A 25,315-nucleotide genomic window follows, 5' to 3' on the forward strand; every position below is an offset into this window, starting at 1 on the left:
CAGACCATGTCTAAGCGCAAAACCTACCGGCCGGACGAGCTCCGCGCCGGTCGCACCGTCTTCATCGTCACTCGCGTGTGGCTGGATCACACGGCCTGCAAGCACGAGGTCGCTGAGTACCTGATCGCCGGCAAGCACGAGCCGCAGCCACAGCCCAACGAAGTTCACCCCTACCGCACGCACCCGAAGGTGGCCCAGTACGCGGCAACCGTGACCGACCTCTGGCGCACTCGGCGCGCGGCGCTACGCGAAGCCGCAAGGCGCCAGGCCGCGCTGCAAGCCCACATTTCACGTAGGAGCGCATGATGGACACTAAAACCATGCAGCAGCTCGCCAAAGAGGCGGCAGAACAGATCCGGGGCAAAACCATCGCTGAGGTGTTCAGCGACGGCCCGCGCAGCCTTTTCGTCGAGTACCAGGTGCCGCGGCACGGTATCTACCGCCTGTACATTGCCCGCCCGTTCGGTGTGCGCAAGCCGGGTGGCCAGCGCTGGCGCATCCAGATCACCGTCCAGTTCGACGGCCAGGACGTGCAGCAGGGCGTGAACGATGGGTACATCACAGTGCCGTTCGGGCAACTGGGCGAAGTGATCGTCGGCGCCGCCGAGCAGATGGAAGAGCACATCCGCGCCAACAGCCAGACCGTGCAGAAGCTGCGTCGCGCTGCGATGCAGGCTGTACAACCTGACGCGGTGACGATCGGTGACGCAGGTGACGCTGCGCCTGCATGTGTGACGCACGGTGACGCGGAGTGCGCGCAATGAGCCAAGAGATTGCGGTCAAGTCCCGCCTTCCAGGGCAGCGGTATGCCTTCCTGCTTGAGCGCATCAGGGATCTGCTGCGCCAGCGTGGTGTGGCGAGCGTGGTGGGCCGTGACTACTGCGGAGAGTCGATGGCTGCCTCGCTGAGCGACGAGCTGGGATGCTACTGCCGATATAGGCGCGACTCCGAGCGCTACGAGTTTCGCGATCAGCCCTTCCCGCAGCCTACGCGTGAGGAGCAGCAGCTATGGAGGCTGATAAGGTGACCAGCAAGAAGAAGATCGACTGGGAAGCGATCGAGCGTGACTACCGGGTAGGCCAGCTCTCCCTGCGCGCTATAGCCACGAAGCACGACACCACCCCTGGTGCTATCTCCAAGAAGGCGAAGGCCAGGGGCTGGACGCAGGACGCGAGCCAGGAGGTGCGTGAGCGAACCCGTGCTGGTCTGCTCACCGCGCCACGCAAGGAACAGGAGCAGGCGGAAACGGGGAATGGAAACAGTGTTTCCTCGGCGGGAAACGCCCCCACGCCTGAAGACATCGAGGTTGCCGTGCAGACGAACCTGCAGGTGATCAGTCGGCACCGGCGCGATATCGCCAAGGGCCATGGCCTGGTCAATCTGCTGTTCGGCCAGTTGGAGCAGGCGGCGACCAACCGGGAGGAGGTCGAGGACGCTATCTGCGAGGAGACGAAGAACGACGAGACCACCAGGCGTCGCAGCCAGATGCTGAAACTGGTGAGCCTGGCGTCGCATGCCGGCGTGCTACGCGACCTGTCGACCGCGCTGAAGAATCTCGTGCCGCTGGAGCGCCAGGCGTACAACCTGGACGAGCAGGAGCATGAGGAGCCATACGAGGAGCGGCTGCGGCGGTTGCTGGGCGACAGCTAGTCCAGTTTGTCGACGAGTAGTTCTGTTTCCTTGATGTGGTACCTGATATCCGAGCCCATAAGTGCGGCCTTCACGGTCTGCGCACTGGCTAGGTCTTCCTGGCGGAGGGCGTTGGGCAGGAAGTGCCAGTCGGCGGTGATAAACCCGCTGTGCTCTACGATGGCGGTCTTTGTCTCTCCGCCGTACTTGTAGACCAGGGCATAGGCTGCCTGATCGTTATAGACAATCCCGTTGTACCTACTAGTGTGCGTCGCAACCAGGGCATAGTCCTTGAACTTCGTGAGTGACTCGATTGATGGAGGGGCGACGATTCTGCACTTGATCAAGCCTTCCTGGGTCGTGAGGAACAATTCCAGTAGCTGGCCTGGCTTGCGGTCAAGTTCATAGTCTTGATCGCCGATGGAGTGGGAAGAGACTGGCTCAGGTTCGATCACGACGCTTTCCAACCCCTTTAAGACCACGGGCGGGTTGAGCTTCTGCACCGGCACGACGATATGCCGATCAATACTGAGGTGTACTTCGTGGATGGTGATTGGTTTGTCCTTCAGGTTGGTGACGACGAGATTCGATATGCGATTGGCTGTTATGCGCCCGAAGTCCCAGCTGAACGAGACATGGACCTTGTTTCCGATCTTCTTCCAGCCAAGAAAGAAGGTCAGCGGCAACAGCACCAGGCCTGGTGCGATCTTCAGAAATGACTCAATTGCAGGCCATGCCGCCTTCAGGGCGCACCAGATATCCATTCCGTTCTCCTTTGGTTCGGGCGGTTGGATTATCGATGTGCTTGCTGCTATCAGCCAGTGACATATCCATCTCTCTGCGGCTGATCTATCCACCCAGAGAGGCAATCCCCATGCTCGGTACCCGAAAGCTCCTGCTGTCCCTCGCTGCTGCTGTGATCCTGATTGGTGGCTATGCCTACGCCGACCAGGTTGTCGATGAGCCGGCGGTCCATATGGTCAAGGTCGACCAGGAACAACCGATGGCTGTGTCGGGCCGCGTCGTCCCGGCGGTGCATCACATCCGCACCCTCAAGGACTACGAAACCAAGCCGGCGCGCAGCGATATGCGCGTGGCCAGCGCGGGCCTGGTGTTTGATCGTGTGACCCGATCACCCCCGTCCAGTACGTGGCTGTAGCTGCATCCATGCCGAGAAAGCCCGCCGAGTGCGGGCTTTTTCATTGGGGTTGCCGGTGCTGCGCAGTGACATAGCGTGGCCAGTCATCGTGCACTCAGCGCTCGGAGACAACGCCATGAGCAGCAAGACCCTGGAAAAGTATCTGCTGGCCGCCATTGATCGTGGCCAGATTGATCACCACCTGAGAGCCCACTGCAACCTGAGTGGGCAGGTCAGCTTCTACATCCATCCCCAGCAGGGCGACGGCGAGACGCCCAGCTTTGTGTCGCGCGGCAATGCACTGGCGCTCAGCCTCACCAGCGATAGCGAGGCGCTGGGGGGCGAAGTTCTCTATGAGCGTGTGCGGCAGATCTGCTACGCCATCGAGCGGTGCGGTGCCTCCGCTGAGCTGACACATGCGGTAACCCTCGCCTCGAGCCTGCTGCTCGACCTGCAGCAGCAGGATGGCGCGTTCGGTGATGGCGTGAGCGGCGACTGAGGAGCAGACCATGGCGCCCGAGATCGACCTCACCATCCAGCGCGGCAAGACCTTCGAGTTCGGCTTTCTGTACGCCGAGGACGAGATCCTGTACCTGCCGATCACGGGCATGCCCAGCAAGGCGCCCGTGCGGCTGACGGTGGTTGGGCACAGCGTGCCGGACGGCTGGCCAGTGCAGGTGGCGTGCGTGAAGGCGCCGGCCGAGCTCAACACTCCGGAGGGCGAGTACCAGATCGCCAAGGTAGTGGACGAGGACACTGTCGAGCTGAACGCCGTGAACGCGCACTGCTGGAAGGTATTCAGCGGGTCTGGCCTGCTGGTCCTGACCAAGCCGATGGACTTGACCGGCTGGCACTGCCGCGCCCAGGTGCGTGACCGTGTTGGCGGCACAGTGCTGTTCACTTGGCACAGCGACCCGGCAGAAAGCCCGGATGGCGAGATCGAGGTGGACGTGGCCGGTAGCGCCTTCGTGCTGAAGATCGACGCGGCGACCACTGCAGCCTTGGACTGGGCTCGCGGTGTCTATGACGTGGAAGCGATCGCCCCGGGCGGCGAGGTATACCCGGTGACTGCGATCAGCGCCGTGAAAGTGGATGACGAGGTGACGGCATGAGCAGGGTCATTGCCATCCGACAAGGCCAGCCGCGGGCGTTGATACTGGCTGGTCTGCGTGGTGCGCCAGGTGCTGGTGCAGGGCCTGGTGGCGGCGTGTCCAGCTTCAACGGTCGCAGTGGAACCGTGACGCTGACAGGCTCGGACGTGACGACCGCGCTGGGCTACACGCCGGCGAACAATGCCAGCCTTGCAGGGGTCGCGTTCACCGGCGCCTACAGCGACCTAACCGGGCGGCCAGTGCTGTCTGCAGTGGCGCTATCAGGCAGCTACGCCGATCTGAGCGGCAAGCCATCCATCCCCTCGACACCTGGCGATATAGGTGCCGCCACGGCCGCACAGGGCGACAAGGCCGACTCCGCCGTGCAGCCTGCCGAGCTGGCCAGCGGCCTGGCCGACAAGGTGGACAAGGTCACGGGCTATGGCCTGAGCCAGGAGAACTTCACTCCGGCCGAGAAGAGCAAGCTGGCCGGGCTGGAAGGCAGCCACTTCAAAGGCCTGTTCACCAGCCTGGGTGCGCTGCAGACCGCTTTCCCCACCGCTGAAGCGGGCGACTACGCCGACGTGGACGCGGGTGTTGGCAGCGAGACGGTTCGCTACCTCTGGGACGAGAGCGATACCGAGTGGATCGCTTCTGGCAGCGGCACGCCGCTGACCGCCGCCGACATCAAGGCTCTCTACGAGAGCAACCCGGATACCAACGCCTTCACCGATGCGGACGTGACGAAGCTATCTGGCATCGCTGCTGGCGCGACGGCGAACGCAAACACCGATAGCTTGACCGAGGGCAGCACAAATCTGTGGTTCACTGCGGCGCGAGTTCGTGCTGTGGTGCTGACCGGACTGAACCTGACGGTCAGCGCGGCGATCACCGCGGCTGATACCGTGCTCTCGGCCCTGGGCAAGCTACAGAAACAGATCACCGACCATATCGGCTCGGGCGGCTCAGCGCACGCCAACGCGACCACCAGCGTGGCGGGGTTCATGTCGAGCACCGACAAGGCGAAGCTGGACGGAGTTGCTACGAGCGCCACCGCCAACAGCAGTGACGCCTATCTGCTGGCGCGCGGCAACCACACGGGTACCCAGGCTGCAGCGACCATCTCCGATTTCAGTGAGGCGGTAGATGACCGTGTGGCTGGGCTTCTGGTCGCCGGCAGCGGTATCAGCCTGATGTACAACGATGCCAGCAACACGCTCACGGTAGCGAGCAGCGGGGCCGCGAGCTCCCCCGTGTCTGTGATTTCCGGAACGACCTATACCGGAGCAGCGTCGGATAACGGTAAGACCCTGGTCTTCACGAACACTGCTGCGAAGGCAGCGACCATAGACCCCGAGGCGACCACGGCACTGCCAAACGATTGGGAGTTGATCTTGAACAACAAGGGGGCCAGCAACCTGACCGTTGTCGCCGGGTCTGGTGTCACTATTACTGCTCCTGCCGGCGGCTCGCTGGTGATCCCGTCTGGCGGTACCGGCGCGCTGAAGCGACGCGGAGCTGACGACTTCTTCCTGGCTGGCAACACGCTGTGAGTATGTTCTCGGCCGCGGTAGCCGGCGCCAACGTCGCGCCGGCGCCACCGGTGACCTACACAACCTGGGACCCGGCTAAGAAAGCGGCCGACATCACGCTGCGCTCTGGCAACATGCAGTGCGAGTCGGGCATCACCACCGGTGGCGGCAGCGTACTTTCCGTTATCGGGGCCAGCGGTGGGAAGTATTACTTCGAGGTCCAGCCTGACCAATTCTACGCGGCCAACCCAGGGTATTTGACGGGCATCAGTATCGGGACCGGCACGACGGGGTCCTACCCAGGCGCAACTGCATCGAGCTTCGGCCTGGCCAGCACCTCGACTGGCTCCGACACCTGGTCGGGCGGCTCGGCGTCCAACAACAACGCCGGCGGCGCGGCCAACCTGGCGCACTACCACAAGTGGGCCATAGACATAGGCGCGGGCAAGGCTTGGTGCGGGATATCCAACCGCAACTCGGGCGCCTGGATCGGTGGCGGCGACCCAGCGGCAGGTACGTCCCCGACGTTCACCTTTACGCCGAACTCCACGATCTACCCGATGGGCTGCCCGCGTCGTGGCCACGCCAGCACAGTTACCGACCGCAACAGGCTGGTCGCGAAGTTCGACCCCGCGTCATGGTCGGGTACGCCGCCTAGCGGCTTCGCGCAAGGGTTCACCGCCGACGTGCTCGACCCGCCGGTGCTGGCCGTCTACAACTCGGCTACGCCGACCACCGACAGCGCTATACCAGCGCCGGTGCTGGCACTGATCAGCGGGTATCTGGACATTGAGTGGACTGCGATGGCCGAATGGACCTTGCAGTCGAGCGCCAGCGCCTACTATGCGTGGTCCCTGAATGGCGGAACCCACTCTCTGCGGTACACCGGGGGCGTCAGCGACGCCTGGATTCTGCGCATCAACGGTGTCGACGTCCTCACGGCCAACGCTATAGACACGAGCGCCGCGGCCGGGCAGCGGGCCGAGGCCGGGCAGTACATCACGATACGCGCCTGGTGGGATGCGCCGAACAACAGCTGCGGTATCTACATGGCCGTCAACGGGGTGTACGCCTACGCCAAGCTCGGCACGGCGGCATCCCCGCTATCGGGCGCGGTTACCACTGGCTACGTGAACTCGTTGTCGGGCGGGTCGCCCTATGCGGACATCACCCAGATAGCGTTTGCGGTAATGAGCCGCCAGGCGTCGCGGGTGCAGTCGTTCAACGCCTGCGTCATCGGTGACTCGGTGATCGCCAGCTACGGTACCGCGTCAGGCGTCCCCACGGCGTCCCTGCTGCGCGCTGCAGCGGACAGCCGTAACTCCGCCATCGCCTCGTTGGCAATCGGCGGCGCGACTATCGCCCAGCAAACGACCAACTGGAACGCCTTTACCGGCAAAGCAGACCTGCGCTGGGTGATGATCGAGGTGGGGCTCAACGACATTGACCCTGCCGTGGCGACGGCTACCTCGATCGCGGCTCTGCAGTCGCTGGTCAATGCGGTGAGCGCCAGCAAGCCCACCGGCTGCAAGGTGTTCATAGCGACCATGACGCCAGCTTATGCGCGGATGATCACCCGCTACGGCGCGGGCGCCCCGGCGCTGGCCAGCCTAGCCAAGTGGAACGCCATGAACGACGCGATCATGGGCGTCGGCGGCTCGCCGATCACCGGCGTGGACGGACGGGTCAGCGCGCATACCATTGCGATGGACGATGGGGTGGGGAACTTGGCGGCAGCCTACGATGGCGGCGACGGCATCCACCCCAACAACGCCGGGCGCCAGGTAATAGCGGATGCATGGAAGACCCTGCTGGCGTCTGAGGGCTTGCTGTAGGTGGCGCGGATTCGGCTACGCTGTCCTGGCCAACGACGGCACCGCCAGCAAAGGAACTGCTATGCGCCTCAAGAACGTCCTCACCCTGACACTGTTTTTCTGCCTCGCCTCCGCCATGGGCATGTGGGGCGGCTACTCCCTGAAGTCCGAGCCGCTGCCAGCCGCGATCACGTTCGTGCCGAGCTGTCCCCCGGCGATATAGACGCCTTCCACGGGCTAGACAGCCCGCCTGCAGTGACATCCCGTTTCCCTCAACGATTCGAGGGAACCAATGGCCACTGCAGACCAGATGCTCGCCCAGCTCTACGCCGACGATGAGCTGTACTGCGCCCGCAACCTGAAGATCCGCGACAAGAGCGGCAATATCCTGCCGTTCGAGTGGAACGATGCACAGCGCCTGCTGCACGAGAAGATCGAGGAGCAGCTAGCCGAAAAGGGTTGGGTACGAGTCATTGTGCTCAAGGGGCGGCAGCAGGGCATCAGCACCTATGTGGCTGCCCGCTTCTTCAAGCGGACGAGCATGCGCTTCGGCAAGCGCACGATGATCATCACCCACCTGGATGCTGCCACGCAGAACCTGTTCCGCATCGCCAAGAACTACTACGAGCTGAGCGACGACACGCTCAAGCCGGCGACCAAGAACAATAGCGACACCGAGCTGAACTTCGCCAAGCTGAAGGGCGGCTACAAGGTGGCCACGGCCGGCAGCAAAAACGCGGGGCGCTCTGACACCATCCAGTACCTGCACGGCTCTGAGGTCGCCTTCTGGCCCAACGCGCAGCACATCATGGCCGGTCTGGGCCAGACCCTGCCGCTGCTGCCGGGTAGCGAGGGGATACTCGAATCCACGGCCAATGGCCTGGCCAACCTTTTCCACGGCATGTGGACGCTGGCCGTCGCCGGCAAGAGCGACTACCTGGCGGTGTTCATCCCCTGGTTCATCCAGCGTGAGTACCGGCGCGCTGTGCCCAAGGGCTTCGAGCTGTCTGCCGAGGAGCTGGAGTACCAGGAGACCTTCGGCCTCGATGACGAGCAGATGGCGTGGCGGCAGGCCAAGACCAATACCGACTTCAAGGGCGACTCCGCCTGGTTCGACCAGGAGTATCCAGCGACGCCGGACATGGCGTTCCAGCGCGTCGGCCACAAGGCGATCGTCAACACCCTGGCTGTGTCCAAGGCGCGGAAGGTCAACCCGAAGCACCTGCAGGCGATCGGCGCGCATGTGGTGGGCGTCGACCCTGCGCGCTTCGGCGACGACGACACCGCCATCATCCACCGGAAGGGGCGCAAGGCCTGGGGCCTGGATAAGGTCAACGGCCTCGACACCATGGCCGTGGTCGGCAAGATCGTTCGCCTTCTCGAGGATGACAAGACCATCCGCATGGTGTTCATCGATATCGGCGGCCTAGGCGCCGGCATCTACGACCGCCTGGTAGAGCTGGGCTACGGCGATCGCGTAACGGCTGTGAACTTCGGCGGGAAGGCAACCGACGAGCGCAAGTACTTCAACAAGCGCGCCGAGATGTGGGGCGAGATGGCAGAGTGGATCGCAGACATCATCACACCGAGCTTGCCCGACGACGACAAGCTGCATGCCGACCTGACAGCCCCTGGCTACAGCCACAGCTCCAATGGCCAGATCAAGCTCGACAGCAAGGAAAAGATCAAGAAGGAGCTCGGCAAATCCCCGGATGCCGGCGACGCGCTGGCGCTCACGTTCGCATTGCCAATCGCTTCCAGTGACATAGAAGTGCCGGAATGGAAGCGCCGGCTTATCGCCGGCCGAGGTCGCAAAACGGCGATGAGTGCATAGCGAATGTCCGCAGCGAGAGAAGATCAGGCGAAGCTCAACTGGCAGCGCTACGAATACGGGCGCATGCGTGGGCATCAGTCCTACTGCCGCGTGGCGCGAGAGTGCGAGAACTTCTACTTGGGCGGCGGCCGGCAATGGGATCCTGACGATCGCCAGAAGCTGGAGGAGGAAGGCCGCCCGGCCCTGGAGTTCAACCAGATCAAGCCGAAGCTGAACAGCGCGATCGGCTACCAGATCCAGAACCGCATGGATATCGCCTTTCGGCCGCGGGGCAATGGTGCCGACGATGAGCTGGCCAAGGTGCTTTCGAAGGTCACCAAGCAGGTGGCAGACAACACCAGCCTGCACTGGGTGGAAACTCAGGTCTTCTCCGATGGGATGATTCAACAGCGCGGCTATTTCGACATCCGCATCAGCTACCGCGACACCATGTTGGGCGAGATCACCATCAACGATCTTGATCCGCTCGATGTGATCCCTGATCCCGACGCAAAAAGCTACGACCCGGACAAATGGCAGGACGTGATCATCACGCGCTGGCTGACCCTCGACGAGATCGAGGAGCAGTACGGTAAGGATGCCCGGGATAAATGCGAGAGCAACAACCAGGAAGACCAGGACTTCGGTGACGACGAGGCCGACGAGGAGCGCAACAAGTTCGGCAACGAGGATACCGGCGGTACTGAATACCTGGGTTCCACCACGCTCAGCGATGGCAGCAAGCGCGTCCGCGTTATCGAGCGCCAGTTCTGGAAGATGGAAAACGCCAAGGTGCTCATCTCTCTCACCGGCGATATCCGTTCCGCGGAGGGGATGACCGACGAGCAGATCAGCCAGATGAAGGGCGCCATCCTCGCAGACCGCCGTATTCGCCGGGTGCGGTGGGTGGTCAGCACCTATACCAGCGTGCTGCACGACGACTGGAGCCCCTTCAATCACTTTACCGTGGTGCCGTTCTTCCCGTTCTTCCGTCGTGGCAAAACTGGCGGCCTAGTCGAGGATGCGATCGGCTCGCAGCAGTTGCTCAACAAGTCGATGAGCCAGTTCCTGCACACCGTCAACGGCTCGGCCAACAGCGGCTGGATGTGGTGGGCGAACACCATCGCCAACATGAACGATGACGAGATGGCGGATCGCGGCGCAGAGCCTGGTCTGGCCATCGTGCTGAAGGCCGACACGCCGATCGACAAGCGGCCGCAGAAGATCCAGCCCAACCAGGTACCAACCGGATTTGACAGGATCATTGAGCGAGCCGGCGCCATGATTGACGAGACGACCGGCATCAACGACGCCATGACAGGTAGTGCCGGGCGTGAGATCAGTGGGATCGCCATTCAGTCCAAGCAGTTTGCAGCCCAGCAAGGGCTTGCTGTGCCGCTCGACAACCTCGGGCACACCCGCCACATGCTGGCCAATCGCATCCTGGAGCTGGTGCAGACCTTCTATGACGCGCCGCGCATTCTGCGAATTACCGAGAAGGATGAGCAGGGCAAAGAGGTTACCGAGGATCTGCTGGTCAACGTGCAGCAGGATGACGGCAGCACTCTCAATGACCTGACCATCGGCGAATACGACGTGGTTGTTACCGAGCAGCCAATGCAGGTGACCTTCGAGAACAGCCAGTTCACCCAGGTCATGGAGATGCGCAAAGAGGGCATTCGGATTCCCGACTCGTTCGTGGTCAGGAAAAGCAACCTGTCCGACAAGCAGGAAATCGTCGAGGCCATGGAGCAGCAGGCAGCTGCTCAGCCGGACCCGCTCAACGAGGCGCGCGCCAACCTGGCCAACGCCCAGGCGGACAAGGTCAAGCGCGAGTCCGTCAACCAGTCCGTCGAGGCGCAGTTCAGCGCCATCCAGACCGCCGCCACCATCGCAGCCAACCCGCTGACCGCGGGGCTGGCCGACGCACTGCTGCGCTCGGCTGGCTACGAGGACCAGGACGCCGCGCCGATCGTGCCGCAGCCAGGCCTGGCGATCTCTGCGGACCTACCTGTCAACACCAACCCGATGACCCCGGCCAATCCAGGCGTTGGCCTGACGGCCGGGATCGAAACCCCGCGCATTGAAGGAGCAGCCGCATGAAGGGCAAGCCTGCAGTAGACGATGAATGGCAGATCGAGGAAGACATGCGAACGCTCCTGCGCGCCAAAGAGATCCAGCGCGATCCGAAGCGCATGGCCGCGGTTCGCAAGTTGGCCCAGAAGAAGATGGCCGACATCAAGAACCTCACCGACAAGTAAACGCAACCAGGGGGCACCCATGAACGACAAGCACCGCTTCATCGCAACCGACCTTGGCCTGGCAATTCAGTACGCCAATGGCCGCGCCAACACCTTGGTCGACTGCTCCGACGATATCGACCCGGACCTGATCTGCCCCGGCATCGAAGAGGAGGAAGAGGAGGAGGAAGAAGATCCCGACGACGAGCAGGAGGAAGAAGAGACCGACCGCGGCGACGAGGTCGACCCTGCTCTGAAGCCAGAGGAAGAGGACGATCCGGACCTGGAACTTGAAGAGGAAGAGGAGCAGGAAGAGGAGCTGGACCCGGAAGCGCTGGCCGAGCTGGCCGAGAGCGGTGGTAAAGCCAAGGCGGTACCGCATGCGCGGTTCAATGAAGTCAACACTGCTCTGAAGGCAGAGCGTGCCGAGCGGCTGCGCCTCGAGGAAGAACTGGCCCGGGCCAAGGGCGGTGGCGGCGCGAAGCCAGAGGACGAAGAGAAGCCGAAGCCCTTCGACTTCGACGGCGCTGAAGACCGCTACATGGATGCGGTGCTGGACGGCGATAAGGACAAGGCCAGAGCCATTCGTGCAGAGATCCGCACCGAGGAGCGCAAGCTGCTGGAGCAGGAGGGCGCAAAGGCTGGCAAGCAGTCGGCAGCTGAAGAGCTGCGTCAGCGTGACACCAAGGCCGAGCAGGACAACATCGACAAGGTCGCAACTGCGGCCCAGGCGAAGTATCCGTTCCTCGATCCGCAGTCGAAGGAAGCCAACGCTGATGCGATCGAGGATGTGGTGGCGCGCCGCAACTACTACATGCAGCAAGGCATGGCGCCCTCCAAGGCCCTGTCTCTGGCTGTCGAGAAGATCGCTCCGCGCTATGTCGAGAAGGCGGACGAACCTGGCCGCAAGCCAGGTGAGAAGCCCCAGGCGACCGAGGCGCAGATCCGCAAGAACCTCGAGCGCGACAAGCAGATCCCGCAGGCGCCGGCCGGCGTGGGCGAGCGCGGCAAGGACATTGACTACGCCAAGCTCAGTGAAGACGAGTTCGACGCGCTCCCTGCCGAGGAAAAGAAAAAAGCTCGCGGCGACTACGTCAAAGAGGCTTGACGACCTGCTCCAGTGACATAACCAGACCACCAGCGCCAAGGAAGGCGCCGGGAGAAAGAAGGGGCCCCAGTGCTGTAACGCCTGGGGCAACTCCCCGCAGCTCTGCTGCTCGCTCACCGAGACACGGTGTTCTCGCCCGGCATGGCGGAAATCTGCCGATGAGTTCCTGGCTCTCCAAAAGCCTGTCTTCGCCCGGGTAGGCGACACGACCCAGACACGACGACTGAAATCCGACGAGGAGAGCAGCTATGGCTGTTACCAACTTTGCTCGCTTGAACAGCAAGCAGAAGATCGTCTGGTCGCGCGATGTGTGGAGCGCCGCCCGCGATCAGATGTTCGTTAAGAAATTCCTGGGCACCGGCCCGGGTGCCATGATCCAGCGCATCACCGAACTGACCAAGACCGAGAAGGGCGAGAAGGTGCTGATGCAGCTCGTCGCCGACCTGGTCGAGGACGGTGTGATCGGCGACGACGAGCGCGAAGGCAACGAAGAAGAGATGCAGAACTTCGAGGTTGAACTCTCGATCGATCTGATCTCTCACCAGGTGAAGAACAAGGGCAAGATGGCGGACCAGAAGACCGTCATCAACTTCCGCGAGCAGGCCAAGGAACGCCTGGCCTACTGGCTCGCCAACCGCATCGACCAGCTCGTATTCCTGACGTTGTCGGGCATCTCGTATGCCTTCCTCAACAACGGGAAGCCCCGCGTTGGTTCGCCGTTCCCATCGCTGTCCTTTGCCGCCGACGTGTCTGCCCCCTCGTCCAAGCGTCATCTGATGTGGAACGGCACCAACCTCGTCACCAGCAACACCGGCAGCATCACCAGCTCGTTCACCGCCAGCTACAAGATGATCGTGGACGCCGTCGCCTACGCGAAGGACCACTACATCAAGCCGCTGATGGCTGCGGGCAAGGAGTACTACGTCATCCTGGTGAAGCCGGGCACCCTGGCTCAGCTGAAGAAGGACGCGGACTACCAGCGTGCAGTCGTAGCTCTTGCACAGAAGGATGGTGCCAACAGCCCGTGGTTCACCGGCGGTACCGTGACCATCGACGGCGCTGTCATCCACGAGCATCGCCTGGTCTACAGCACCACCGGCGCCACCTCGGGTAACAAGTGGGGTTCCGGCGGCACCGTCGACGGCACCCGCACCCTGCTGTGCGGCGCGCAGGCGCTGGGCATGGCCGACCTGGGCGTGCCGGAGTGGGTCGAGAAGAAGTTCGACTACGACTCCAAGGTGGGCATCAGCGTCGACAAGATGTTCGGGCTGCTCAAGCCGAAGTTCTACTCGATCTACGACGAGTCGGTTGAGGACTTCGGCGTGCTCGCTATCGATCACTTCCTGGGTTGATCCCGGGGTTTCTGGCAACGCCGGCCGGGAATCCCGGTCGGCTTAGAGGAAGAAATCATGAGCATCACGCTTAACGACTCTCGCCAGGCCCCGCTGTGGGCCTTCGTCGACATCAACCTGGCGGACTTCGCCGACGGCGCTGTGCAGGACGCCATCGAGCTGCCAGGTGGCGCAATCGTGGTTGGTGGCTTCGTCCAGCCGCTCACCTCCTTCAACGCAGCGACCACCGCGACTCTCAAGGTCGGCGACTCGGTGGACGACGATCGCTACACCTCGTCCCCGGTCGACGTGAAGGCGCTCACCCCCGTTCAACTCGGCGTTACCGGCTACGAGATGCCCGCACAGGGGAAGCTCAAGGTCACCTATGCGTCGACCGGTACCGCTGCATCCACCGGCAAGTGTCGGCTGTTTGTGGCCTACATCCGCGCGGGTCGCACTCAGAGCACCCAGGGCTGAGTGCATACGGGCCGGGGTGACCTGGCCCGGTTCTTTCCTACAGAAGAGGGGCAAGCATCATGAGTGAGCCACGTTTCCTACCGCCGAAAGGCAAAAGCGAACACCACATGGCCAGTACCGACAGTCATTCCTGTGTCGTGTACTTGGTCGATCCGCAGGACGGCAAGAAAGGCACCGTGGTGCCGGATCGCTTCCGCCGTCTGGCCATTGCTGACGGCTGTGGTGTCGTTGGCCTGGAAAGTGCCGATGAAGACGGCGGCAGCCAAGAAGAGCTGACTGGCCTGATCGTCGCTGCGATCGCTGCGGTAATGGAGCGCCAGGACCCGGCGGAGCTGGGCGGTGATGGTCGCGCCAAGGTTGGTGCCGTAGCCAAGCAGGCTGGCTTCAAGGTCACCAAAGTCCAATTCGACGAGGCCTGGCCGAAGTATGTCGATGGCTTGGGCGCCGACGACGAAGACAAGGACGGCGAGTAAGCATGTCCCTCGAAACCATCGGCGACCTGATCAAGGCCTTCCGCGAGGACGAGAAGGATACCGTCGGGCCAGAGTACTTCTGGTCTGACCCCCAACTCGTGCGGTTTGCTAACGGGGCGCTGGTGGCTTTCGCTGAGAAGACCTTGAGCATCGTCGATGACGGTATCGAGGTTCAGTTTTCTGCCGGTCAGGATCTCCTGTCGTATGCCGAGTACATCATCGACGTGCTCGATGCGGAGCTAGTGATCGGTGGGCGGACCTGGGATCTGGATATCAAGGCGCCTGCGGATGTTCGGCGCAGCCAACTGCCGAAGCATGGCAGGCCCTGCCTCCTGGTGGTGAATAACGCTATCGGATCTATGCGGCTCGCAGCCAAGCCGTCAGAGCCTGGCAGCGTGCGTCTGACGGTGATTCGTCGGCCGGCCAAAGAGTTGGCGAAGGACAGCAAGATCACCGATGTAAACCGCGCACACCGCAAACACCTGCTGCTCTACCTCAAGCACCGTGCTTACAACGTCAACGATTCCGAAATGTTCGATCCGGCCAAGGCGGCCGGCTTTCTAAACGAGTTCAACTACGAGTGCCAGCAGGTCTACGAGGCGGAGCTTCGTCGCCGCTCTGGTGCTCGCCGTATCAAGCCGGCGGCCTGGTGATGGACAAGCTTCGCGCCGATAGTTGGGCCGCTGGCGCCAACAACATCGCCAAGCCGGAGCGACTGCCGGAAGGGGCGGTTGTCGGCGCCGTGAACGTCGATCCCACCGTCGGTGGCAAGTTCGATTTGCGCGTCGGCTTCGAGCAGGTGCTCGCCGGCACGAACATGCGCGGGCTGTATGAGGCAGGTGATCTGCTGGTGCTGGTCGATGGCGATCAGCTGCTTGCCTACGATCCTGCGACCAGCAGCTCGCTGCCGCTGGAAACCATCACAGCTGGCGGCCCGGTCGCTGCGGCCCACCTGAACGACACCCTGTACCTGAACACCCTGAACGAAAGCCTGCGCTTCGATGGCCAGGCTCTGACGGCCTGGGCGGTACCGGCGCCGCAGTTCGACCTGGAGCTGGTGGCAGGCCACCTGCCGGCCGGGCTCTACAAGGTGGCGGTGACGGCGGTCGATGGCGGTGTGGAGTCTGGTGTGCTCCCGCTGATGGTGCGGCTGAATGGTGCCCAGGATCTGCGCGTGCTGTGCAGCGACTCGCGCGACTGCCGGGTGTACTGCAGCGCGGCTGATGGTCAGACGCTCTACCTGCAGGGTAAGCCGCTGGCCAATGCCTTGCGCCTGACCTACATCACCGACGATACCCAGAGGCTGGAGACGGCAGAGCTGGAACGCCTGCCGTTCTGCGACCAGCTCAGCACGCACAACAGCCTGATCATCGGCTCGCGTGGCCGCTACCTCTACCACACCGAGCCGATGTGGCCGCACCTGCACAACCCGGTGCGAGGCTTTCTGCAGTTCGCTGCCGAGGTCGTCATGCACGCCTCGGTCGGTACCGGCCTTTTCGTTGCCACGACCAGCAAGACCTACTTCATCACCGGCATCGGCACCGACGAGGTTCAGCAGCGCGAGGTGCTGAATTGCGGTGCTGCTCCGGGCAGCGCTGTGCTGCTGCCGGACGAGCGGGTCGCCTGGTTCACCCAGTACGGCCAGGCGATCGGCTCGGCCGACGGCAGCGTCTCGCTCCCCAACCGTCCCAACTACGCCCCCGATATCGGCAGCATCGGCGCCGCGGGCGTACTCGAGCACAACGGCAACCAGATGGTTGTCACCAACATGCGCGGCGAGCTGCAGGGCAATCGCCTGCAGGCCCGCGACTTCGCCAGCCTGGAGGTCATCGACCCATGTCCGAGTATTTGAACATCGGTGGCTTCCGCTACCGCTTCCGCCTGCTGAACGCCGATGGCTCAGTTGCCGACGACTTCGAGGCGGACAACCTGGTGCCGCAGGACGGCCTGTCGTTCCTGTTGCTGTCGCCCTTCGGCGACTCGGCGCCGATCAGCACCTTCTACTGCGGCCTATGGCGCGCCAACGTCATCCCCAGCTCTGCGCTCAAGGCGACCGACATCCCGTCCAACCTGCAGGAGTTCGTGGGCTACTCGGAAGCCACGCGCCCGCTATGGGAGCGAGCGCACGACGGCGTCGGCACCCTGGACAACGTCGACACGGTCGCCGAGTTCAACTTCACCGCCGACGCCACCCTGTACGGCTCCATCCTGGTGTCCGACCCGACCAAGGGTGGCAACAGCGGCCTGCTGCTGTCGTGTGTGCGTTTCCCAAGTCCGCGGCCGGTGGTGGCTGGCCAGAAGGGCCAGTTGATCGCCGGCATCACCTACGTGCCCACCAACGTCATCTGAGGAAGAGACCATGCTTAATTTCAGTACCGGCCTGCGCGCCGGCCAGGCCGTGACCGGTTCCCTCAAGAGCCTGTTGGACGGCTGCTCCGTCCGGATCTACAGCGGCCCGGTACCGGCGAGCGCCGATGCCGCGCTCTCCGGCAACAGCGTGCTGGTGGAGGTGCTGCAGCAGACCACCGGTGACGGGCTGACCTTCGAGGCTACGGCGCCGAATGCCGTGCTGGTGAAGTCCCTCAGCGAGATCTGGGAGAGCGATGTCGCCCTGTCTGGTGATGCCACCTTCTTCCGGATCGTGAAGCCTGCCGATACCGGCGGCGCATCTACCACCGAGATTCGCATCCAGGGCACCTGTGGCTTGGCCGGGGCCGACATGCCGATGAGCAGCACCTCGCTGGTCGCTGGCGCACCGCATCGGATCGATTACTGCAACATCGCTCTGCCTGCCTCGATCGCCGGGTAACCGATGAACCGCCTGCAGAAGGAGCCGGTACTGGTCTACACCCCGGCGGTTCCGGCCGTCCCGGCGACTCCTGCCTACTGCTACACCAAGCGGGTATTCGCGGGATATGCGAGCGAGCCGGAGGGTGGCGGGCTCCTCGCTGCTGGCGGGGCAAGCAACACTTCCGGCGGCGTGCCATACCTCGACGCTAATGGCCATGTGGGTTACCAGGGGCCGGTGAAGGGTGGAGGTTCAGTCGGTGGCGGTTCCGGCCGGCGGCCGATCTATCGTGACGTGATCACCTGTGTCGCGGCAAAGCCTGGGCGCCCGGGTGTTGCTGCCAAGGTCGATCGCTACGCCAGCATCGGCTGGAACGGTGGGGCGCGCAGCATCCAGCCGCTGCCGCAGAACGGCTACTTCCAGTGCAACATTCCGGTGTCGGTCGCTGGCGTGGTGGTTGGCCTGTCCGATGGCAGGTTCGATCACTCCTATGCCCAGGCATCGCATGCAGTTGCCTTCCGCGCGAGCGGCATGATGCCGATCCGGCACGGCGATCCGTTGGCATCCAGCGTGGCGCTGGTGCCAGGGGCGCTGGTGCGCTTCGAGCGCTCCCGTGGGCGCATCACGGTCTACATCGACGGTGACCTGTTCCACACCTTCGCCGAGCCGCTGGCGGGCCAGGTCTTCGCCGACGTGACGCTCTACAGCCTGGCCGACTACGTCGACAACCCGGAGATCGGTGCGCTGCCGGTTGGCATCAGCGGTGTCGCGCCAGCCTGGCGCGGGACTATCGCCCAGGACGCCTATTGCTTCATCGATGGGGCTGCGCCGGCCGCGGTGATGGATGCCTTCAGCCGCAGCCTGGTCGGAGTGGATGGCTACGCGCCGGCGGCAGTCGGCTATGTTGGCGGGCTGGAGTTCTGTGGCATCGCCGGGCGTGGGCCAGTGCCGCTGCTCGGCATCCGTTCCGGCGCGCCAGAGGCCGACCTCTGCGGCATCCTTGGCTATGGCCCAGTTCCTCAGGTGGGCATACTGAGCACCACCGGCGTGCTGTCGTCTATCGAGGGCAGGGCGCCGGCGGCGCAGGGCTTCGTTTCCAGTGGCCCCTACTGCGGTATCAGCGGCGCCTGGGGCGTGGCCTACGAGATGACCACCTGGCAGCCGTACCTGCCGGAGAACGTCTCCGATGGCGGCGACCTGATCTACGCGGCGGACTTCGGGCGGCTCGACAACGTGGTGCTCTTCGTCGTTTACGACGGCATCGAGATCGCCGACGGCCTGGACCTGGTGCTGCTGATCAACCTGGAAGCCTACGAATACATGGGCGTGGGCGACCAGGCGACGTTGGGCGGAGTCATTCAGCTACTGGCCATGGAGCGGGTCGCGATCAACAGCAGCGCCAGGACGGCGCAGCAGGAGGCGCTGCAGTACGCCGTCAACGTGATGACCGGCGCCCTGACCACCTACCAGAACTTCGGCTTTACCCAGTTCGCACGGGTGGGCGGCGAGACCTATGCCATCCGGCCGGATGGTCTGTACTGCCTGCGCGGAGATACCGACAACGGCGAGACCCTGCGCGCGATGATCGACTTCGGGGCCAGTGACTATGGTACCGCCCAGGGCAAGCGCGTGGCCCACGTCTATGCGGGGGTGACCACCGACGGTGAAGTCTACGTGCGCGTGACGCCGGATGACGGCGCCGAGCGCTGCTACCGGGCCGTGGGCGACTCGCCGGAGTTCCGCGCTCCGGTGGCCAAGGGGCTGAAGGCGCGGCACTGGCGCGTGCGCCTGGAACTGACCGACGCCACCTATGCCGACGTGGACAACATCGAGGTGGAGCTGGGCGTCAGCCAGCGCCGCATGAGCAAGGGGCGGCGATGACCAGGCAGGTGACGGTGCGCAGCGCCACCCGGCTTGGTGCCTGGACAGCGAGGATCGCGCGGTCGCTGGCCAGCCGCCTCTACGCGGGCGGGCCGGCGGCGGCGAAGTTCCAGATCGTCGACGGCTTCCTGCTGCAGGCGCGGCGCCTGCAGGAACGCTGCAGCGCCATGATCATCGACCCGCCTGGCTTCATCTACTTCGCTGGCTTCAACAACTTCAACACCTTGCTGGGGCGCAACAACCAGACGGCGATCGGTGTTGGCAGCCGCGACGACTTCGACCCGCGCAACATCGATATCGACCCAGGCCTGGAATATGAGGCGAAGCTGAGCGCTTCCAATCGGCCGGCCATGATGCTGCTGCCCTTCAGCGGGCCGCCGGACACCGGCTACTCCTCGGCGATTGTGACCCTGGCGCCGACAGTGCAGGACCGCAGCATGCTCTCTGGCGCGTATTTCCAGGCATCGCTGCTGCAGTCTGCGGGTTCTGCAAGCTTCGACCCGCTCGACGACATGAACTATTTCACCTACATCACGCCCGCGGCGGTGGGCGGTGGTGCGCTGGTGCCGAACATCTGCGGTGTCAGCGTGAGCTTCAGTGATAGCGGGCTGCCCAGCTTCGGCAGTATCAGCCGTGACTACCTCGCCCAGCAGGGATTCTGGGTGTCTGAGGAGGAGCTGCCTGATGACTGGAAGCTGCACACCCGGCGGCTGGTCAGTCATACGGAATATGCGACGGTCAACGACCCCTATCGCAACCGCATCGGGCCAGGCCTGATTCAGCCTGGCTTTTGCCCTGCGGTGGCGCAGAACGGGAGCATGGAAGGAGTCGACGGCTTCTGCGTCGCTGCTCGGACGTTCCGTCAGTACCAGGGCACCTGGTACGACTCGCCGCCGGGGACTTCCTACCGGCCGCCGTACTACGACCGCAACGGCGAGCAGGGCCTGCTGGTAGCTGTGGGGCGCTACGATCGCAGCGACTACGACCCCGCAGAGCCACCAGCGCGAGCCTCGATTGAAGATCTGCAGGTGCTGGTACCGACCGACCTGCCGCTGGTGGACCTGCACCCCATGCCGGAGCTGCTGCCCACCTGGCACGCCTACGACATGCCCGATCTGCCCAACTTCGGCGAGTTTCTGATTCCGCACGTTGGCAGGGCGGGCGAGGGCTTCGCCGTATTCAGCGTCTACCGCACGCAGCGCGATGAGAACCCACGCGAAGAGGAAAGCCCGAACGAGGATCTGATCGGGCCGGCCTACTCACTGGTGACCACCATCGCCGGCGGCAGCAGCTACACCCTGCTGGCGGACTGGGACTATGGGGAGGAGGGCAGCCCGATCGAGACATCCTCGCCGGCCAGTTTCGTGCAGCCCTGGATTGTCGGAGCCTGCCACTGGATGCGGCCGGTGGGCGGCGACGAGCAGCTCACCGCCTACTGCCTGGTTTGGGAGCACGAGTACATGCGGCGCTGGCTGGTCGAGCCTGAGGAGAACCGCGGCATCGGCGGGGGCTTCGTGCTTTACCGCACTGGCGGCGGTGCACCCGTCCGGCTGGCGGTCGATATCGATGCGGCGCCGCTGTTCGCCCCGAGCATGGATCTGGAGCCGGGCGAACCCTTTGCCATCTACAACGCGCGTAAGAACTTCCCGGGCAAGCCCGGTGGGCCTGGAATGCTGGAGCCGTTCAGCGAGGTGCAGTACCTGGGCGCCGGGAAGATAGTGACCGCGGCGATCGGCTATCCGTACCCCGAAACCGGCGAGGACCGGGTCGGCCAGGCTGGGCACGACATCCAGTGCCTGGTCATCGACCTGGAAAGCGGCGATGCGGAGCTGACTGGCGCGATCGCCAGCCGCACGCGGGCCTACACGAAGTGCTTGATCTCCGTCGTGCAGCAGTTGGTGGAACCAGAAGGCGACCGCCCTGGCCATGCCGCCGTGCTGCTGGCCACTGTGGTGGACCACATCAACCAGAACGTAGGCTCCGGCGGGAAGGTGTTCATCTCCTTCGACACCGGTGAGACCTGGCGGGAGTACGTGACCGATCTGGGCGGCCAGGCCGGTGCGTTCTACGTCGGCAACAAGCTCTGGCAGTTCGACAACTCGAAGCCACTCACACTGGGAGCCGAGGCATGAAGCATCTGTTACACCTGGTGGTGGAGAACGGAGGCGCGCATTGGCTGCTGGTCTTCGACCCGACGACGGCCACGGCGATCCATTCCCAGCCGCTGGCGCTAGATGCGCTTAGCGCCCTGGTGCAGGACGACCTGGATGCGCTGCTGGCCAGCCTGCCGCCGCTGACCGATGACCGGCCGGCACCGGGTGGCAATACCAGCATGATGATCATCGGCCGCGATGACCAGGAGCGGGTGCTTTTCGCCTGCGCCGCCGCGGCGTCGAGCTGGGACGGTACCGAGAACATGGATGGATACGGCTACTGGCGATCAGCCCGGTACCGCTTCCGCATCGTGGAGGTGACCAGCAGCGGGGTGGTGCCGCTGGTGGAGTTCAACCGCACCTCTCTGCAGAAGGAGTCCTCCTGGCTCGGCGGCGGGCTGTTCGATTGCTTCGACGGCGCCGCCTATTTCTTCTGTCAGCCGGAGGTGGCAGACAACAGCACGACCGAACAGGTGGTCAAGCTTGCGCAGAGCGGCGCGAGCACCGTCACCACCTGGGCCGGATTCGGCTTTCAGACCGATGCGTTCTTTACCACCGAGGCGGAGCTGCTGGTGGCCATCGCCGAGCAGAGCGAGTGAGGGGAAATCATGGCGCAGCTGATCCAACTGAATGGCGCTATCTGGCAGGAGGAGTACGCCGACAGCACCCAGACCAACGACATGACGATCGAGCAGTTCGACGACATCCTGGCGGGGGCTGGTTTAACCACCACGGCGGCGGTCGGGCCGCGCTGGCACATCGATAGCTTCGGGCGGCACTCCTTTACGGAGGACAACGATCTGATCGACGAGGGTGACAACTCGGCCTACTGGATAGGTGACCAGATCGAAGCCGTTGCTGGCGCTGGTTTCACGGTACTGATGCATCGCTTTGGACCTGAGCTTGTACTGCCGGCCAACCGCTTCTGGACCGGGCTCCAACTGGCCGTCGAAATTCCTTGAGGTGACCTATGGCTTCCACAATCGACAAATCCCTTGAGTTCCTGCAGGAGCACGCCACCACCGCTCTGGGCAGCGCGACGAGCCTGGCGAACCGGATCGGCAGCTTCATGCCGGTGCCTCGCGCGATCGGCTTCAGCTACAGCCCCGACAAGCCGAACCTGCAGCCGCCGCCATCCTTCGGTGAGCTGCTGCCAGCGGATACCTCGCCGGCGTCCATTCGCTTCCTCGATGCCGAGGTAGACAAGTGGATGGACAAGCACTTCCCCGAGATCAGCGGCGCCCTGCGCTACGCCCCGGAGGAGTGGCTGGTCGGGATCATCACCGGGCAGAGCCCGCTGGGGCTGAGCAAGGAGCACTTCGACACCGTCTGGCATGAAGGCCGCGACCGGGCGTACCGCGCGACTGCCACCGAGCAGGCTGCGCTGCGGGCCAGTTTCTCGGAGCGTGGCTTCTCCATTCCGCCAGGAGCGCTGATTGGCGCCTTGAACAGCAGCGAGATCCGCGCCAGCGAGGCGATCGCAGAGGTGAACCGCCAGCAGAACATCCGCAACGCGGAGATCAAGCTGGACCTGCTGAAGTTCGCCGAGGAACAGGCCATCCGGCTCAAACTGGGGATCATGGGCGAAGTGGCCACCTTCTACGGGCGCTGGATCGAGCTGATGAACAAGGATGTGGACACGGCCCGGTCCAAGGCCCAGGCCTATGCCGCGTTGAGTTCAGCGCTGTCGTCCTACTACAACGTCGAGTTGGGCTTCGAGGAACTGCGTCTGCGCGCGGCCCAGGGCCGACTCGAGGCCGATGTGCAGCGGAGCAGGGCAGGGATGGCCGAGGGAGAAGTGCGAGCGGCGCAGAACGCCGCGCTGGCTCAGGCCGCCCGCGCGCTCGGCGACATCTCCGGTGCGGCTGCGAACGCTCAGTCCTCGCTGCAGGCAGACATTTTCAGCGGAAGCGCCTGACGGCTTGATAGGCCGGCGGAGTGACATACCGTCGGCCTCACATTGGAATGGAGCGCAGCAATGGCCATCTTTGACCCCAACCTCTCTATCGACGGCGACCTGGGCCAGGCGACGCGTAAGCGTACCGGCGACCCCGATCGCGCAAAGCGCATGCAGGACCAGGCTCTGCAGCCTGTTACCGGGCCGCGTGGTGTGGTTGGCGGTATTGCCGATGGATTGCCGAAGCAAGCCACTCTCCCGACGGCGGGTACGCCGCAGGCTGGTGGAGGTGGGGCGCCGAAGGCTGGCGCGGGGATTCTTGATGGCCTGGTCGGTGGTGCAAAGGCCGTGGCTGGAGGTGCTGCTCTGCCGTTCGCTGCTGGCATAGACGCGGCGCGTGCAGGCGTGGCCAGCGCAGTAGGCGGCAACCCTGACACGTTGCCGGGTGGTCGAAATCGGTATGCAGATTCGGCGGCAGCCACGCTAGACCAAGGGCTCGACCAGGCATCTGGCGCCTCGGAAGGCGCGCGCGCGCAGGTTCGTCAGGCGCTGGGCGTTCAGCCGGCAGCCGCTGGTGGTATCGCCGACAACATTCCCGTCACGCCGGTTACTGCCCGCCAGCCTCTGGCAGCAGCCGTCGCCGCGGAAGCTCCTGCGGTGCGGGCATCGGCAGCGCCTGGGTATGTGCGGACTGGAGTCGGCGCCGGCCTGGCTGGTGGAGAGATCGCAGCGCGGCGCGGAGCTGATGGCGTCATGGAATTCACCAATGACGCAGGCGCCGTCCAGGGTGCTGGTGCTGCCCCGGTGGGCGGTGTCGGTGGAATCGGCGATGGAATCGGCACCTTCAGCCAGGCCGAGGCGGGTAGTGCGAAGCTGGCTCTGGAGCGGTTCGAACGCGCTAACCAGGAGGGCGAGAAGATGATCGCCGCCAGCCGGCGCGGCAAGATTGGCGAGGGCGGTGGCCGTGTCACCGTAGTGCGAGACAGCTCTCGGGCGCCTTCCATTGCCGACCTGCAGAATGCCCGGCTGGATGCGCGGCAGGCGCAAACAGATTCCCAGCGCTCGCAGACCCAGGAAGGGATCCTTGCTGGCCTAGACGATCGGCAGAACAGTGCAATGCAGCGCGAGCGCATTGGCCAGGAAATAGAGGTGGCGCAGGTCGGCTTGAATGAGCGTCAGCGTCTGGAAAGCCTGCAGGCCCAGCTCGCCGATCCGACCCTGAGCCCCGAGGAGCGAGAGACGGCACGCAACGCCTACACCGCAATCAGTACGCCGGCCAAGGACCGCTTCCGTGGCCAGGACGTGATCCTCGGTCGCGACGAGAATGGGCGCGATATCCGCGGTACGCAGCTGATCGATGTAACGACTGGGCGCCCAGTGGCAGGCATCGGCGATGACTTGCCGATGCAAGGCGGCGTCCCATCGGTAGGAACTCGCAAGGGCGGGTATGAGTTTCTAGGTGGCGATCCGGCAGACCAGAAGAACTGGCGAAAGGTGTAGTTGGATTAGCGGTAGGAACACCAAGGGCCGGGGGTAGCTCCGGAGCAGGATCCTTGATCGGTGCTTTCGGCTGGTGGTGGAGCGTTGTACAGCCGATTGCAGGCTACCCGGATCATCCCGGCAGCATCTTGGCTGCGTGTATCGCGTCCCTTGTCCAGTGCGCACTCTGCACCAGAATCGTAGCCGAGCAGGCTTCTGCCGGAGCCTTGCTCGATGTCGCCATAGCCAGCTGGATAGCGCCCGCTGCATACCTGGAAGGCGGCGCCTGCAGAATTATTGTTCTGCACGCCTGGAAGCTCGTCGAGCAGGCATGTGGCGAAGTTGTCTGCCTGCGCTAGGGCGGGGCAGACGATCAGGGCGAGGATGGCGACGTTCCTTTTCATCCAGGCGTTATAGCTCCGGATCAGCATTCCGGCAATGTCTCCTGCGCGGCCTTGTCCCGTTTTCCTA

The 25,315-nt window shown here is 63.9% G+C and carries 29 protein-coding genes; 27 read left to right on the forward strand and 2 right to left on the reverse strand.

The window, feature by feature from the left end; genetic code table 11:
- The first annotated feature begins 6 nt into the window (after positions 1 to 6).
- From OH686_RS21035 to OH686_RS21050, 4 genes are read left to right on the forward strand one after another with little or no spacing between them, the layout of a single operon-like run.
- Positions 7 to 306, forward strand: coding sequence for a hypothetical protein (locus OH686_RS21035; RefSeq protein WP_289534994.1), 300 nt, complete (start codon positions 7 to 9; stop codon positions 304 to 306).
- A complete protein-coding gene (locus OH686_RS21040) occupies positions 306 to 764 on the forward strand; it encodes a hypothetical protein (protein WP_289534996.1) in 459 nt (152 codons plus the stop codon). Before OH686_RS21035 ends, OH686_RS21040 begins: the two co-directional genes overlap by 1 nt.
- Positions 761 to 1,027, forward strand: a complete 267-nt coding sequence (locus OH686_RS21045) for a hypothetical protein (protein ID WP_289534997.1) — start codon at positions 761 to 763, stop codon at positions 1,025 to 1,027. The genes OH686_RS21040 and OH686_RS21045 overlap by 4 nt, the downstream gene beginning before the upstream one ends.
- Positions 1,024 to 1,650: a hypothetical protein gene (locus tag OH686_RS21050; protein ID WP_289534998.1), complete on the forward strand. Its 627-nt coding sequence runs from the start codon at positions 1,024 to 1,026 to the stop codon at positions 1,648 to 1,650. The genes OH686_RS21045 and OH686_RS21050 overlap by 4 nt, the downstream gene beginning before the upstream one ends.
- On the opposite strand, the gene OH686_RS21055 is transcribed toward OH686_RS21050, so the two are convergent.
- On the reverse strand, positions 1,647 to 2,393 hold the full coding sequence (locus OH686_RS21055; protein WP_289535000.1) for a hypothetical protein: 747 nt from the start codon (positions 2,391 to 2,393) through the stop codon (positions 1,647 to 1,649). The two genes, OH686_RS21050 and OH686_RS21055, sit on opposite strands and share 4 nt — an antisense overlap.
- Before the next feature lie 110 nt (positions 2,394 to 2,503).
- On the opposite strand from OH686_RS21055, the gene OH686_RS21060 reads away from it, so the two are divergent.
- From OH686_RS21060 to OH686_RS21170, 23 genes are all read left to right on the forward strand, one after another.
- Positions 2,504 to 2,788 (forward strand): hypothetical protein, encoded by a 285-nt coding sequence (locus tag OH686_RS21060; RefSeq protein WP_289535001.1) that lies wholly within the window; start codon positions 2,504 to 2,506, stop codon positions 2,786 to 2,788.
- Between the two features lie 115 nt (positions 2,789 to 2,903).
- Positions 2,904 to 3,266, forward strand: coding sequence for a hypothetical protein (locus OH686_RS21065; protein ID WP_289535003.1), 363 nt, complete (start codon positions 2,904 to 2,906; stop codon positions 3,264 to 3,266).
- 10 nt (positions 3,267 to 3,276) lie between these two features.
- On the forward strand, positions 3,277 to 3,879 hold the full coding sequence (locus OH686_RS21070) for a hypothetical protein (protein WP_289535004.1): 603 nt from the start codon (positions 3,277 to 3,279) through the stop codon (positions 3,877 to 3,879).
- Positions 3,880 to 3,974: 95 nt separating this feature from the next.
- On the forward strand, positions 3,975 to 5,411 hold the full coding sequence (locus OH686_RS21075; protein ID WP_289535006.1) for a hypothetical protein: 1,437 nt from the start codon (positions 3,975 to 3,977) through the stop codon (positions 5,409 to 5,411).
- Positions 5,412 to 5,461: 50 nt separating this feature from the next.
- On the forward strand, positions 5,462 to 7,225 hold the full coding sequence (locus OH686_RS21080; RefSeq protein ID WP_289535007.1) for a GDSL-type esterase/lipase family protein: 1,764 nt from the start codon (positions 5,462 to 5,464) through the stop codon (positions 7,223 to 7,225).
- 61 nt (positions 7,226 to 7,286) lie between these two features.
- Positions 7,287 to 7,427: a hypothetical protein gene (locus tag OH686_RS21085; RefSeq protein ID WP_289535009.1), complete on the forward strand. Its 141-nt coding sequence runs from the start codon at positions 7,287 to 7,289 to the stop codon at positions 7,425 to 7,427.
- Between the two features lie 69 nt (positions 7,428 to 7,496).
- Complete coding sequence (locus tag OH686_RS21090) at positions 7,497 to 9,038, forward strand: terminase large subunit (RefSeq protein WP_289535011.1); 1,542 nt, start codon at positions 7,497 to 7,499, stop codon at positions 9,036 to 9,038.
- Positions 9,039 to 9,041: 3 nt separating this feature from the next.
- Positions 9,042 to 11,120 (forward strand): portal protein, encoded by a 2,079-nt coding sequence (locus OH686_RS21095; protein ID WP_289535012.1) that lies wholly within the window; start codon positions 9,042 to 9,044, stop codon positions 11,118 to 11,120.
- On the forward strand, positions 11,117 to 11,278 hold the full coding sequence (locus OH686_RS21100; RefSeq protein WP_289535013.1) for a hypothetical protein: 162 nt from the start codon (positions 11,117 to 11,119) through the stop codon (positions 11,276 to 11,278). The genes OH686_RS21095 and OH686_RS21100 overlap by 4 nt, the downstream gene beginning before the upstream one ends.
- 19 nt (positions 11,279 to 11,297) lie before the next feature.
- Entirely contained in the window at positions 11,298 to 12,365 is a 1,068-nt protein-coding gene (locus tag OH686_RS21105) for a hypothetical protein (RefSeq protein WP_289535014.1), read from the forward strand.
- A gap of 248 nt (positions 12,366 to 12,613) precedes the next feature.
- On the forward strand, positions 12,614 to 13,717 hold the full coding sequence (locus OH686_RS21110) for a N4-gp56 family major capsid protein (protein WP_289535015.1): 1,104 nt from the start codon (positions 12,614 to 12,616) through the stop codon (positions 13,715 to 13,717).
- A gap of 57 nt (positions 13,718 to 13,774) precedes the next feature.
- Positions 13,775 to 14,173, forward strand: coding sequence for a hypothetical protein (locus OH686_RS21115; protein WP_289535016.1), 399 nt, complete (start codon positions 13,775 to 13,777; stop codon positions 14,171 to 14,173).
- Positions 14,174 to 14,280: 107 nt separating this feature from the next.
- Positions 14,281 to 14,646, forward strand: coding sequence for a hypothetical protein (locus tag OH686_RS21120; RefSeq protein WP_289535018.1), 366 nt, complete (start codon positions 14,281 to 14,283; stop codon positions 14,644 to 14,646).
- Positions 14,647 to 14,648: 2 nt separating this feature from the next.
- Positions 14,649 to 15,299, forward strand: coding sequence for a hypothetical protein (locus tag OH686_RS21125; RefSeq protein WP_289535019.1), 651 nt, complete (start codon positions 14,649 to 14,651; stop codon positions 15,297 to 15,299).
- Complete coding sequence (locus tag OH686_RS21130) at positions 15,299 to 16,498, forward strand: hypothetical protein (protein ID WP_289535020.1); 1,200 nt, start codon at positions 15,299 to 15,301, stop codon at positions 16,496 to 16,498. Before OH686_RS21125 ends, OH686_RS21130 begins: the two co-directional genes overlap by 1 nt.
- Positions 16,483 to 16,995 (forward strand): hypothetical protein, encoded by a 513-nt coding sequence (locus OH686_RS21135; RefSeq protein WP_289535021.1) that lies wholly within the window; start codon positions 16,483 to 16,485, stop codon positions 16,993 to 16,995. Before OH686_RS21130 ends, OH686_RS21135 begins: the two co-directional genes overlap by 16 nt.
- 10 nt (positions 16,996 to 17,005) lie before the next feature.
- Positions 17,006 to 17,455 (forward strand): hypothetical protein, encoded by a 450-nt coding sequence (locus OH686_RS21140; RefSeq protein WP_289535023.1) that lies wholly within the window; start codon positions 17,006 to 17,008, stop codon positions 17,453 to 17,455.
- A 3-nt stretch (positions 17,456 to 17,458) separates the two neighbouring features.
- Complete coding sequence (locus OH686_RS21145) at positions 17,459 to 19,315, forward strand: hypothetical protein (protein WP_289535024.1); 1,857 nt, start codon at positions 17,459 to 17,461, stop codon at positions 19,313 to 19,315.
- A complete protein-coding gene (locus OH686_RS21150) occupies positions 19,312 to 21,447 on the forward strand; it encodes a hypothetical protein (RefSeq protein WP_289535026.1) in 2,136 nt (711 codons plus the stop codon). Before OH686_RS21145 ends, OH686_RS21150 begins: the two co-directional genes overlap by 4 nt.
- Complete coding sequence (locus OH686_RS21155; RefSeq protein ID WP_289535027.1) at positions 21,444 to 22,067, forward strand: hypothetical protein; 624 nt, start codon at positions 21,444 to 21,446, stop codon at positions 22,065 to 22,067. The genes OH686_RS21150 and OH686_RS21155 overlap by 4 nt, the downstream gene beginning before the upstream one ends.
- 9 nt (positions 22,068 to 22,076) lie before the next feature.
- Positions 22,077 to 22,430 carry a hypothetical protein gene (locus OH686_RS21160; protein WP_289535028.1) on the forward strand — a complete coding sequence of 118 codons (354 nt, stop codon included), beginning with the start codon at positions 22,077 to 22,079 and terminating at the stop codon, positions 22,428 to 22,430.
- An 8-nt stretch (positions 22,431 to 22,438) separates the two neighbouring features.
- On the forward strand, positions 22,439 to 23,386 hold the full coding sequence (locus OH686_RS21165; protein WP_289535029.1) for a hypothetical protein: 948 nt from the start codon (positions 22,439 to 22,441) through the stop codon (positions 23,384 to 23,386).
- Between the two features lie 60 nt (positions 23,387 to 23,446).
- Positions 23,447 to 24,865 carry a hypothetical protein gene (locus OH686_RS21170; RefSeq protein ID WP_289535030.1) on the forward strand — a complete coding sequence of 473 codons (1,419 nt, stop codon included), beginning with the start codon at positions 23,447 to 23,449 and terminating at the stop codon, positions 24,863 to 24,865.
- A gap of 5 nt (positions 24,866 to 24,870) precedes the next feature.
- Here the strand turns inward: OH686_RS21170 and OH686_RS21175 are convergent, their stop codons facing one another.
- Positions 24,871 to 25,275: a hypothetical protein gene (locus OH686_RS21175; protein ID WP_289535032.1), complete on the reverse strand. Its 405-nt coding sequence runs from the start codon at positions 25,273 to 25,275 to the stop codon at positions 24,871 to 24,873.
- Positions 25,276 to 25,315: the final 40 nt, after the last annotated feature.

It is taken from the genome of Pseudomonas sp. SO81, from assembly GCF_030374125.1.
GTDB lineage: Bacteria > Pseudomonadota > Gammaproteobacteria > Pseudomonadales > Pseudomonadaceae > Aquipseudomonas.